This window comes from Haloarcula sp. Atlit-7R (assembly GCF_003666065.1).
In the GTDB taxonomy this organism is placed as follows: domain Archaea; phylum Halobacteriota; class Halobacteria; order Halobacteriales; family Haloarculaceae; genus Haloarcula; species Haloarcula taiwanensis.
In genome coordinates, this window is record NZ_QXIK01000016.1 from 1 (window position 1) to 12316 (window position 12316).

The 12316-nt window shown below is 53.9% G+C and carries 10 protein-coding genes and 1 pseudogene; 3 read left to right on the forward strand and 8 right to left on the reverse strand.

The window, feature by feature from the left end:
• The 3 genes from D3D01_RS19705 to D3D01_RS19720 all read right to left on the reverse strand — a co-directional run.
• A partial coding sequence (locus D3D01_RS19705) for a PKD domain-containing protein (protein WP_199725495.1) occupies window positions 1–1219 on the reverse strand: 1219 nt, incomplete at its 3' end.
• Between the two features lie 927 nt (window positions 1220–2146).
• A complete protein-coding gene (locus tag D3D01_RS19715) occupies window positions 2147–2776 on the reverse strand; it encodes a hypothetical protein (RefSeq protein WP_199725497.1) in 630 nt (209 codons plus the stop codon).
• Window positions 2770–3267 carry a hypothetical protein gene (locus tag D3D01_RS19720; RefSeq protein ID WP_121513447.1) on the reverse strand — a complete coding sequence of 166 codons (498 nt, stop codon included), beginning with the start codon at window positions 3265–3267 and terminating at the stop codon, window positions 2770–2772. Before D3D01_RS19720 ends, D3D01_RS19715 begins: the two co-directional genes overlap by 7 nt.
• A 339-nt stretch (window positions 3268–3606) precedes the next feature.
• Between D3D01_RS19720 and D3D01_RS19725 the strand changes: the two genes are divergently transcribed.
• Window positions 3607–3879, forward strand: a complete 273-nt coding sequence (locus tag D3D01_RS19725) for a type IV pilin (protein ID WP_394343410.1) — start codon at window positions 3607–3609, stop codon at window positions 3877–3879.
• Window positions 3880–4178: 299 nt separating this feature from the next.
• On the opposite strand, the pseudogene D3D01_RS19730 reads toward D3D01_RS19725, so the two are convergent.
• Together D3D01_RS19730 and D3D01_RS19735 are read right to left on the reverse strand one after the other, a co-directional pair.
• Window positions 4179–5140: pseudogene (locus D3D01_RS19730) on the reverse strand (transposase).
• A 540-nt stretch (window positions 5141–5680) separates the two neighbouring features.
• The gene (locus tag D3D01_RS19735; RefSeq protein ID WP_199725501.1) at window positions 5681–6412 is read right to left on the reverse strand and encodes a type IV pilin; all 732 of its coding nucleotides are present in this window, start codon (window positions 6410–6412) and stop codon (window positions 5681–5683) included.
• Between the two features lie 543 nt (window positions 6413–6955).
• On the opposite strand from D3D01_RS19735, the gene D3D01_RS19740 reads away from it, so the two are divergent.
• Together D3D01_RS19740 and D3D01_RS19745 are read left to right on the forward strand one after the other, a co-directional pair.
• Complete coding sequence (locus tag D3D01_RS19740; protein ID WP_199725502.1) at window positions 6956–7201, forward strand: hypothetical protein; 246 nt, start codon at window positions 6956–6958, stop codon at window positions 7199–7201.
• A gap of 253 nt (window positions 7202–7454) precedes the next feature.
• A complete protein-coding gene (locus tag D3D01_RS19745; protein WP_121513450.1) occupies window positions 7455–8879 on the forward strand; it encodes a HAMP domain-containing sensor histidine kinase in 1425 nt (474 codons plus the stop codon).
• Window positions 8880–9838: 959 nt separating this feature from the next.
• On the opposite strand, the gene D3D01_RS19755 is transcribed toward D3D01_RS19745, so the two are convergent.
• From D3D01_RS19755 to D3D01_RS19765, 3 genes are all read right to left on the reverse strand, one after another.
• Complete coding sequence (locus tag D3D01_RS19755; RefSeq protein ID WP_121513451.1) at window positions 9839–10729, reverse strand: ABC transporter permease; 891 nt, start codon at window positions 10727–10729, stop codon at window positions 9839–9841.
• On the reverse strand, window positions 10726–11763 hold the full coding sequence (locus D3D01_RS19760) for an ATP-binding cassette domain-containing protein (protein WP_121513452.1): 1038 nt from the start codon (window positions 11761–11763) through the stop codon (window positions 10726–10728). Before D3D01_RS19760 ends, D3D01_RS19755 begins: the two co-directional genes overlap by 4 nt.
• Window positions 11764–11872: 109 nt before the next feature.
• Window positions 11873–12280 carry a helix-turn-helix domain-containing protein gene (locus tag D3D01_RS19765; protein ID WP_121513453.1) on the reverse strand — a complete coding sequence of 136 codons (408 nt, stop codon included), beginning with the start codon at window positions 12278–12280 and terminating at the stop codon, window positions 11873–11875.
• Window positions 12281–12316 lie beyond the last annotated feature (36 nt).

Here is a 12316-nt window from a genome sequence, read left to right on the forward strand (position 1 = left end):
CAACAACGTCCTCGAAGCGCGTTGAGTTTGTCCGACCTCCGATATTGTACTTGAGGCCAATACGGACACGCTTTCCGTTCATATTGACCGCCGTGCTGTCTTCGAAATCTCCAATCTCGATTGTTGCCGTTGATCCATCAGATAGTGTTGCGGAATCGTCGAGTTCAACGATTCGGCCACTATCATAAAGAGCGAAACTGTCGTCCAGCTCACCATCCTGATCGTCAGCATCGATATCGATTTCATTTCCACCATCGATACTGTCGATGCTATCATCAGCCGGATCGACGAGAACGTGCGTAATCTCGACTTCTCTCCCGACGTTGTTCGTGACGGTGAACGTAATCGTCGCGTCGTCACTCCCTACTGCAGTCATATCACGGTTATACTCCAGACCGCTAACATCGATGAACTGCGAGCGTGGCGTATTCGCGCTCTCGTCGTCCTCGACCGTGAGAGTGACATTATAGCCGCCGCCGTTCGAGAATGTATGTGTCGCCGTAGGGTCAGTCGTCACTTGATCGACCGCTCCATCACCGTCCCAGTCCCATCGGTACTCAGTCACGGAACCGTCAGGATCGAAAGAATCGTTGGCGTTGAACGTGACGGGCTGGCGAGACCACGGTGAAGCCGGTTCGAAGTCGAAACTCGCGACCGGCGGTCTGTTGCCGACGCCGCCAACGAGAGAAAGTGTATCACGGCTCACGTCTTCGCCGACACCGATACGACTACTAAGATCCTGACTAGCAACTTCACTGCCACCGGTGGTGTTGGTTGCGTTCGCACGAAGCTGGAATGTCCCCTCATCGGCCACAGCCAGTGAAACTTTGGACTCGTTACGGATCGGGACCCTGATCGTAATTTCGCTGTCAATCGATGTGAGCCTGAGACAGGTATCGACGCTTGCTGCGAGGCGGCCGCCGCTACAAACGCTCGCACCGTGGAGAAGAGAGATCGAGTAGCGGTCCCCCGTAACTCGGGACGGCTGGCTGACGCTTACCGTGGCTGCGCCACCCTGCTGTGCCAGCGTGTCGACACGGGTAACCTCGCTCGCAAGCCGATTCCCGATTGTCTCCAACTCTTCACGTGTGGCATCTCGCTGTTGATTTTCAAGCATATTTGCCGCGCCAACGGTCAATCCAGTTATCAACAGTGTGGTAATACCGAGCGTCAGCACGTACGAGAGGGCGTTAGTGATAGCGCGATCGTGTACGGCCATACTACTGCCCCCTGCTCGGATAGATAGTGACATTCTTGTCGCTCTCATATTGAACCTTAGATCCGACAACGCTGACAGTCGTGTTCGCATTCCAGACGACCGGTGCATGACACGGCTCCGTTCGTGAGGTGGTTGTTTTACAGGCTGGAACGCTCGCTGACGACGAGTTCGTCACGATAGCGTATTTCCCGACTGCATTGTCTCCGCCCGCAAAATTCACCTGTGAGACCGTGTTGAGTTCGCTTGTACCGTTGAACCGACAATTGTCGTCAGTCACTGACCGACCGCGTCGGAGGTCAAGGAACAGTCGGCCCCCACGGGGTTGACAGCGGACTGAGTCGCTTCCGGTTGGACTTGAGGTGTTGACCCAGAACTCTGTGTCGCTCACTTTGTCGATGGTCAAATTCACCGAGTCAGTCCCGTTTGATGCGCTGGCATGGAATGGGTCGTCTTGACTCTCTGTCGCGTTGAGATTCACAACGAACCATCCAAGCTCCCGCTGTGAGCCCCCGGTGACTGGAGTCCAATCCGGCGAGACATTCTCGAAAGTGCTGTCGCCGGTCTGAACTACACGGCTCCCAAATCGGCTTGATGTGTTTCGGTAGTTGACAGAGACAGATAACGAGCTAGAGGCCGCATACGACTCGCCTAACGCAGTACTGAGTCTGGTGACGTTATTGTTAGCGTATATCCCAATCTCGGTGGCGCTATGATTCCGTGTCTGGTGGTTCACGCGCAGGACAACAGTCCGGAGTGAACCCGTAACCTCATTGTCGATAATGCCTGGTGACCGACTCTGGCTTCCCGTCGTACCTGTCTGCGTGTTTTCGACGAAGAGTGTGGTGTTGACGACGACAGCGATACCAACGACAAGAAATGCCAGGACTATCGCCCCAACAAAAAGCAATTGTGCACGGTCTTGACGGGCTACCATACGGTGAGACGCACCTCCACAACGTTGTACACCGGTCCTTCAACCGCATTCGGAATCGGATAGTACGCCTCGCTATTAGGGTCGGTCCCGTATTCCCAGAGTTCGGCAGTACCGGTCTTACCGGATGTCAACGTCTGGTTGTCGTATAACGTCACCGTGTAACTCGCGGTCACAGCACCCTCTGCAGGCTGGCCCCGGTAGACCATCGGCACTCGGCCACGGTCATCAGTTGCGTTCACACCCAAATAGAGAACCTCGACATTGTAGAGTCGCGACCGCTGGCTGAACGTCGTATTGAGTATATCTCCGAATATTCCAGGCGGTACAGCAGTTCCGTAGCCGACGCTTGGGTTCTGTGCCCCCTCAAACGTCCGGCTTTCAGGGACCCAGTTGCGGGTGTAATAGGAGAGATCTGTCGTCTCGTTACTATGGACAATCACTAGCGTGTCGCTCGCCTGCGCCCGAAGATCTTTCCGGACATCGGGGTCGACACCGCTTGAGGTGGTCGGGGTGATGATGATTGACTGGAGAGCGAATAGGAGTGCTGTAACGACGATAACACTCCCTGCGATGGCTTCTAGACTGTAGGCCTGACCGCGGTCCGTACCCGACATCTTCACCATACCCTCACGATCAACTGACAGGCAGGGTCACAACTGCCGTCTCCAATCGTAATAAGCCGAACGGCCTTACCAAAGGTGCGCCCCGTAGCGTCACGCCCAGCAGTGAGGGTCACCCCATTATTTGTGACGACAGTACCGGACCCGCTGGGTTTTCTAATAGTGACGTTCACTGTGGAAGTCGTTGGGAGACGATATCGGTTCTGAAGGGTGTCAACATCACTTCCAGCCACTGCCTCTACCAGCGTCACATTTAGCCGGTTTCCGGGGCCAAGAGAGGTATTCGTTACAATTTGATCGGCAATCCGCTTGGCCTGTGCGTCCGTGTCCCCGCGTGTCCCGTCGTCAAACGTTGCCAACATTGTCGGGAGGCCACCCCCCACCACTGCGGCGACAGTCAAAAGGAAAACGCTCACACCAAAGACATAGTCCTGTAACGTCTGCCCCCTATTATCAGTGGCAAAGTCCTCAACAGCGTCTGTTCCAGTGGTCATGTTAAACGTTCTACCGTATGGCCTCCGCGGGTGGGAGCCATTACTTTCTTTTAGGTATCATAGCAGTATTTTTGATTCTTATGGTTCTAGAATCATTTTCGATAATTGGACTGATTTGTTGTCACTTATTATCACCACTTCATTGAGGCTAATAATTGAGTTTGAGGCCTAAGGCGCTAGTTCGGTTCAGACAAGCACCCTCATTAAATGATAACCAGACCGTGATTCTCTAAAGGGTGTAGTACATTATTAAAAAAGTAAGTGTCTCTCAAAGTCTCTCCCTCACTATTCGGGTTTAAAAATGAGCGAGGGGTGGCTCCAGTGATAGGGACAATTCTCATGGTTGCGGTAACGGTTATATTGGCGGCGATAATCGGTACGTTCGTACTCGGGTCCGCTGGTGATATCGCACAAGGCGGCCCGTTAGTAGACTTTCATAAGAGCCAAAACGGTACGACAGTCGTGCTCACCCATGCCGGTGGGGACACTTTCAACGGGGAAGACGTATACGTCGTATCCGAATCAGAAAGCTGGTTAGGCAACTATGCTGGCACAAACGGTCAGGCTTGCGACCCCTGGTTACCGTTTTGGTCGGAACAGCACGTCCCTTAGAGCCTAAACAAGCCAAAACAAGAGCTCAGGCCATACTGATCGAGAACGTCTAAGCTTCAAGACTGGATATCAAGTCTGTACAAATATCGGTTTCGCTGATGGATACACCCTCTCGGCGTTGTTTGGACGTTCCAGAAGTCGTCGGTTAGTAGGTCTGTTAGGCGATCTGAATCAATCTATTAGCGTCTCTCTCCAGTGTTTTATTCTTTCGGCATAGAGCATAGAGGACCATCTGCACCTCTCTGCTTAACCCACCCTCTTTATCGATCGTCGCTCTTGTAGCGTAGATTGTTGGTGAGTTAGAGTGCAGTTTTGAGGATGCTTTTGAGCGCTTCCTTTCCAGGTTTTCGATAGACACGACGACGAAGTTGGAACACTCTGAGATGCAGTGTTCGTTTGTCTTTTGAGATGCCTCGATGGGGTGAGAGCCAGGATCGCGCCAGCGGTCTATGGCTCTCGCAGGTATTGACGTGAACGTCTCCATCGGCGTATTCACCGTCGCCGTGTTGTTCGATGCGGTCTTCGACCCTGTACTCGATGTCTTTCGGGTCTTCGGTGTTTCGCGCATTGTACGGAGCGACCGGCACGACTTCTGCGGTCAGCAGGTGGTTGTGCCAGTCGAGCGTATCGTAGGCACTGTCACCGACCATCCACATTGGCTTGGCGACGGCGAGCGCGTCACATGTGGTGCGCATCGCCGTCTCTCTTGGCGCTTGCTTACTTCCTGTGAACCCCGCTGCTATCGGAATCTTTGATCCGGTCGAAACAATCGTGCAGCCGTATCCGTGGTAGTACTCTTCGGCGGTTGGATCATAGCACTTTGAGGCGTCTTGATCGGCGGGAAGTGCCCTCACATCGGTTGAATCAATGCAGTAGGTCAAGTCGAGCAGGCCGCGGCGGCCTGCTCGACGAGTCGGTGAAAAACTTCGTCAACGACGTGTCCAAGGTCGGTGGGGAATCGATCGACCGCGTCTCTCGACGGCGGTCGATCGAAGCCGCAACTCAGCCAGACAACCGTATTCCGAAGTTCTCGTTCAACAGGACGGATACCGTAGATGTCATGATAGTAGCTGTCGAGGAAGCCGCACACCATTTCCGGTGGCTTGTGCTCTCGTGTTCGCCCCGTCTCCGCCGGGGCGAACCCGTCGAACTCTTCGAGAAACTCGAAGGAGAGATGCTCAAACAGCGATAGCGTCTCGGTCTCCGCGACATTAAAGAACGTCTCTACCGAAGGATCATCTTGCAGGGTCGCTGAGGCCATACCATCTCAGCATTACCCTGCTCTTTGGTGTGGTAATCGTTCTATTACAACCTCAATACTCACAGTAATACCATTAGAGCGTAATTTTCGGTCGCAATTTGCCTTCACTCCACACCAGCACGCTGAAAGCCACCGATTCTATCATTGGTCATCGCAGGATTTGAGAGGGAGCAGCGACTCAACCGACGGAATTGTTCCTTCTAATACTCGTAGTTATAACCATGCGACTGAAAATTACCATTGGTGTTAGCTAAAGACGAATGGACGCAGTTACTCCCAGTTGGAAGCGGACTGTACTACTCTCCCATACCGGCCACTGCACGGCTCTTCCCGAACACACTGGGACAGGGATATCTCCCTGTCTGTTGGCAGCTCAGCCAGTGCAAAATATAGAGCATTCAGCACGGTACCCACGATATAGTGCTACTGCGTTTCTCCGTCTGCTTGCTGCTGTTGTTTGCTCATAGTTCAACGAGCAGCCCTCCTCCCCTAACTGGTTTAGTGAGGTTCTGAGGCCACGTACGGCACAGTGAGACGGGCTTAGCAGCCAGTAGGAGCCGAATCTCTTTCGGTTGGTGTTCCAGTATACTGGCTAGCAACGTCGGAACTCTTTGCGAGCACAATCTCGTCTTCGTTACCGAGAAACCAGATCTCGACAGAATCTCCCGGCTCTATTGGTCGGTCCCCGCTGTACTCAATTGGGTAGCGGTTCTCGGTAGAAAAGAACGGTTCACCGTTCGCGACGATACCGTTCCACCCTGATTCTACGTACCGGACACCAAATTGCTCGTTCGTTCCGGGGATAGTGTCAGCAGGATCAGTATCTCCACCCTCCTGACCCTCGTTGTGTACCATCCGGAACGTCAACACCCCACCAGCCTGAATCTCGCCGGTACAGACAGTACCAACATCACCAGAGTGGTACTGCTGGTCCGTGCTGTCGGTAAAACGCGAGGGGTTAACGAACCGCAATTGCCCACCGTATCCGTTATCACCTGTCCATTTGATCAGAATTGAACCGATTTGGTCGCTCTCAAAGATAGGACCCTGCTGATATACCAAATTTATGATGTCTACATCTGGGTTGTTCGCACCACCGCCACCATTCCAGGAACGGTACTCAGCCCCCAGCTCGATGGTAGCATCCTCAAAGACTCGGGGTTCGCCTGCTGCGTCCAACTGTTCGCCGATACCTAATACCATTACCGAGAGCATTGCCCCAACAATGACTGTAACGGCGACCATGAGAAGGATACCAACAAGCGATGCCACACCCCTAGTGCCGGTCACAAATTTAAATAAGGAATTCAGCCAGTTTAATTATTCCTACTTAGCGTCGATGAGGCAACGAAACGTCGCTCACCCTGTGGTCACTACCTATACCCCACGGCATCCCAGAGCAACAGAGATTGGTGCGCTCAAGATACTGTAGAGTAGAGTTTTCGATTTGTTTACCGCAAAATACGCACTCTGTATCTTGAACGGACATTAGAACATTTTCATGAGCTGGTAGAAATCCCACCAGTCAATTCGGATATTCACTGAGGGGATATGTCTGGGAAAGTCGTGAGAAACAAACGACGGTCAGAAGCCAAGCGGTTCTCGGCTAACCAACAGTCACGGTTATTGGCAAGCTATTGTTGGTTAGCGCTTTTCGCTACACTGTCGCCGTGGCATGCTGAGACTAAGCCTGCGACGGCGTCGGCTGCAACGTCAACCCTCCTAACGCTAACTCTCGTAGCTCCTCCGGCGGCACACCCTCACAGTCCCGGAGCACTACATCGAGCGTCCACGCGTCGTACTGATTCGCACTCGGTGCATGCAGATCACGACGTACAACTCATCACGGTCCTGATTTCCACGAAGACCTATCACGAAGCGGCTCTCACGCTCAGAGACGACGACTACGAGGGCGACCGACTCGGGGGCCGAAGTAATGTTCTCCGGTGGTCGCTGGCGACGCTCACCAGTGCTGCGGACGTTGACCACTACCTGACATCGCTCGTGGACGACCACACTGAGGCCGTAGCGAACCAAGAAATCGACTACATCTCCTCATAGACGATCACGTACAGGTGAACGATAGAGATAATTAGGTCGAATACTTCTGATTCCCGTCACAAGGGGCCTGACCGACTTAGAGGTTGTATGCAGTACGACCGATTGAATCCACTTGGTGTCTGTCAGATGCGCTGTGACCGATACAGAGGGTGCAGAGATACCGAAACTCTGTTGACAATAACGCCATCACGGTTGATATTTTGAGAGACAGTGATATATATCGATACTCTGGGTGTACAGATGAGTAGTACTCATGAGTCAGCACCAGCTGCTGTTTGTAACAACCACTGGCGACACGACTCCGGCCGTCGTGAGCGAGCTCGATAAGATACCGGCATTCACCATCGAGCAAGTGACTGATCCGGTCGACCTTCCAGCGGAGGAGACACCATCGTCAGTCGACTGTCTGCTGGTGTCGGATGTATTTGATATAGCGGATCTAAAAGAAGCAATCGGGATTGCTGGCAATCGGTGGGCAGACACACCGATCATACTCGTCATCGGTGAGGCTCGGTTACAGGCAGCAAGTGAGGAAGCACTCTCTCTGGTCGACGATTGTCTCTGTGATGGTGTTACGGCGGCAAATCAGTCGGTACTCAAACATCGGTTGCTCTCTACGATAGAAATGGCCAATACGCAGGCTCAACTCCACCGCCACCGAGACCTGTTACGGAGATCTCAGGCCCTTGCGGATATTGGAGCATGGGAATATGACCCTGAGAAAGAGGAGTTGCGATGGACGGAGCAAGTATACGAAATCCACGATCTTCCGCTGGAATATGAGCCGGTGGTTGATCAGGCACTCGGGTTCTACCATCCAAAAGATCTGCCAGAAATAGAAACCAAGCTCGAGACACTACTTGAGACGGGCGAGGCCTTTAGCCTGAGAATCCGGATTATCACCGCATCAGGAACCGTCAAGTGGGTCCGCGTATGTGGAGACGCAGAAGTGAGCGATGGACGAACACGGAAAGTGCGAGGCACTATTCAAGAGATAACCGACATCATTGAACAGCAAAACGAGACAGAGAAACTACGGGAGAATCTTGAAGAGGAGAAAGAGCACTTGGAGCGTCTTGCTCGCGTCCTTGCTCACGAACTTCGAAATCCGCTGACCGTGATTGATGGGCAACTCGAACTGTACCGCGAGCTGGGTGAACCATCCCATCTAGACGCTGTTGAACGGCATGTCAAGCGACTCGACAACATCATCGAGGACACACTGTGGTTGGTACGAGAAAACGACACTGTCTCAGAGATGTCGATGGTAGACGTTGCATCGGTGGCAGAAGACGCTTGGTTGGCTATTGGAGACGAGACGGTCTCACTCCGAACAGAATCGATAGAACGGATTCCTGCGAACGAATCACTGCTGCAGACAATGTTTGAAAAGCTGTTCAGTAATACACTTGACCACACTACAGCATCGCAACTGGAGGTCGGGCCTCTCTACATGGGCGACGGTCTCGATGGGTTCTACGTCGCTGACGATGGGGCTGGCTTCGATACAGCAGCGCAGGATGATATCTTCGAAATAGATATCAATAGCACCGACGGAAGCTCAGGTATCGGCCTTCCTGTCGTCAAAGAAATCGTTCAGCGTCATAGTTGGTCGATCACGCTGGCCGAGCATGATACTCAAGGAGTGCGCTTCGAAATAAACACCGGGATATTATAGCATGATTCAGAGTATAAGCGCAGCACAAAGAACCCGATGAAGCGATTCTGACGTAATTAGCACTACTTGGTATACAGTACATGGTACACAATGTCGTGATAGTAACTGTCTCCTCATCTTAACATCCGCATGAAGAAAGAGCAACGAGAAAAGGTCGTCAACGACATATTGGACGCTCTTTCGAATCCATATCGACGGCAGTTACTTGTAGCACTACTAGATCATAACCCGCAGGACGACAGTAACCGCGACCCGCTCGACATCCTATCAGAGTCAGATGAAGCAGATGTTCTGGAATCGGAGCTCGTGCATACCCACCTGCCGAAACTTGATGACATGGGCTACATCTCGTGGGACCGAGATAGTAATAATATCAGTAAAGGCCCTAACTGAGATGAAATTGCACCACTGATTAAACTGATGCATGATCATCAAGATGAACTCCCCAATGGGTAGCTTTGATTCTGTATGTAGCGGATGACCAGTTCGCAGGCCCACTGGCAGCTGGTGCATCCCAACCGTTCTGAAATCAACCCTGTGGAAAATATCCATTGCCTCCGTCTCTGCGTAATCGATTTCCGCTCGTGCGGCTCACGTTAATTAGAGGTGATGGCTCTCACCAAGAAACTGGTCGTGTCTCTTGCAGCGTTCTCGACTAAGCTATCTAACGATCCGTACAGGTGGCTCACTTACCCACCCAGGGACGACTTCTCAGAAGTCTATTACAAGCGCCCTGCAAGACATAGAGGATGTATTCAGCACGAGTCAGGAAGATAGTCTGAGCCCTGATAGATGGCCAGTATTCAATCTCTCGAATTCGGGTGTCTAGTGATTCGCGTACATCTACATAGGTCTCCGTCACGAAAACCAATCACCAATTGAGCCAACGAGTGCAGGATTCAATCGGTCGTTCCTCGGGCCGAGTCGTACTGAGTAGGGGTTGTCCCGTTTTTGCGATGTTATTTCACATCTGAACTCGACACACGGGACAGCAGATACACTGCGACACCACCGAAGAGGACAGCGAGAGCCACCAAGACGGCAACGCCGGGGACGACGCCGTTCAGGACACCATTGAACCACGCGACATCGACGACGGTCATCACGTCTCGACCGACCATGAGCGAGCGTGTCGCATCGACGCCGTAGGTCACGGGGTTGATGCGGGCGAACGTCTGAATCCAGTCCGGTAGCGCCGCCAGTGGGAGGAACGCACTCGATAGAAACAGCAGTGGGAACTGCAGTAGGTTCGCCCCGATAATCGTCGATTCCTGGTCTCTGGTGAGAATCGCCAGCGTGTTCGAGAAGGCGACGAACCACAGCGAGAAAAGAACGCCGATGGCCATAATCCCGATGGCACCGACGACCCCGGTGACGATTTCCGCGCCGAGGAGGACGCCGAGTCCCAAAATGATACCAATCTGGACCGCGATTCGGAACACCTCTGCGGCGGTCTTGCCGACGAAGACGGCCGTCCGGTTCATCGGCGTGACGAGCACTTTCTCGAACATCCCGCTCTCGATGTCGTTGACCAGTCCGACGCCGGAGGTGATAGCTGCGGCGAGTGCGACCTGGATGGCGATGGCGGGCACCAGAAACGTCTCGTAGTTGATCCCCGGGATTCCCTGATTGACAGCGCCTCCGGCCACGTTCCCGAACACCTCGGTAAACAACACCAGAAAGATGATTGGCTGGACGAGTGAGACGACCAGCACGAACGGGTTCCGGACGGCCTTGAGGTTCCAGCGCTTGAAGTTCACCCACACGTCGCCAACGAACGTGTTTCCGGAGCGAGCAGCCTCTCGTTTGACCGACGAGTCGCTCTGTCCGTCTGTACTTGGTGAACTCACTGTGACAACTCCGAGCGTCCGGTGTCCATCTCATCGGTGTCGAGTTCATCACCAGTGATAGCGAGGAATACGTCATCGAGCGTCGGAGCCCGGATGTTGAATCCGGTGACTGTCAACCCCGCGTCCCGAAGTGCGACCAGCAAGTCGGTCCCGTACTCCCGTGCCGTCTCGGCGGTCACACTGATGCCCGTCTCAGTCTCGGTCACCGTTGCATCCGCAAAGGCGTCGAACTCCCGTGCGATGGCTGCAGCGCGTGCTCGGGCGTCAGCGCCGTCCTCCAGCTCGATATCGAGAACCTCACCGCCGACTTCCCGTTTCAGGTCGGCAGGACTCCCGTCCGCGACGATAGTCCCGTCGAGAATAACGGCCAGTCGGTCACAGAGCTGGTCGGCCTCTTCGAGATACTGTGTCGTCAGGAAAATCGTCGTTCCGAGGTCGTTGATACGCTGGAAGTACTCCCACAGGCGGTTGCGGGCCTTCGGGTCGAGGCCGGTCGTCGGTTCGTCGAGAAAGACGAGCGGGGGGCGGTGGACCAGCGCGGTCGCGGCGTCAAGACGCTTTTTCATGCCGCCGGAGAACTCCTCGGAGCGCTTGTCGGCGACGTCCACGAGATCGACGAGACCGAGCAGTTCAGCAACGCGCTCGGCTCGTCCTCCTCGTGGAACGCCATACGCTTCACAGGCAAACCGAATGTTCTCCTCGGCAGTGAGTTCCGGGTCGATACTAGTCTCCTGTGCCATGTATCCGATGGTCTCCCGTATCTTCCGTGCCTCCGAACGAACGTCGAAGCCGTTGACCCGGACCTCGCCGCTGGTCGGGGAGAGGAGCGTCGCGAACACTTTGATTGTCGTCGTCTTCCCGGCCCCATTCGGGCCGAGAAAGCCGAAGAACTCTCCCTCCGGGACGGTCATATCCACTCCTTGCACCGCGGCAGTTCCGTCGGCGTAGATGAGTTCGAGCCCATCGACATCGATAGCCAGTCGCTCTCTGTCATCGGTTGCGCTACTCTCCGTGTCCGGACTGTAGCCGTCCATAGAGGGGTCGACCGTATCGTCCGGTGCCGATGGAGACATACCCCTACTACTGGCGATGTGGCATTATGTTTTCACCTTCGACAATTCGATGTAACTACAAAATCCGAAGTTAGACCTCGTAGTCGATTGCCCAGTGGTGGAGATGTGCGAACACGGGAAACAGTGACTCCGCCTTCTCCGTCGGCGTGTACTCGACGCGAGGCGGCACCTCGTCGAACGATTCACGGTCGAGCAGTCCTGCCGCCGTCAGTTCTTGCAACCGTGTCGAGAGCGTGTTCGGGGCGATGTCGAGTTCGGTCTCGAGGGCACTGAATCGGAGCGAGCCATCTGCAAAGGCGAACGCACTCAGCACGGCCATCGTGTGCCTCTTTCCGAGGAGGTCGAGGAGGTCCGCGACGGTCTGCTGGATGCGTTCTTGTTCGTCGGAATCAAACGATTCTCGGAGAGCGATAGCTTCCTCGCGGGACAACTTCGAAGGTAATTCTGGAATCTCGGGAGTCTCGTCAGTCTCTGCCATCGATACCTATAGAAGGTAGCTTTTCGATTTGTATCT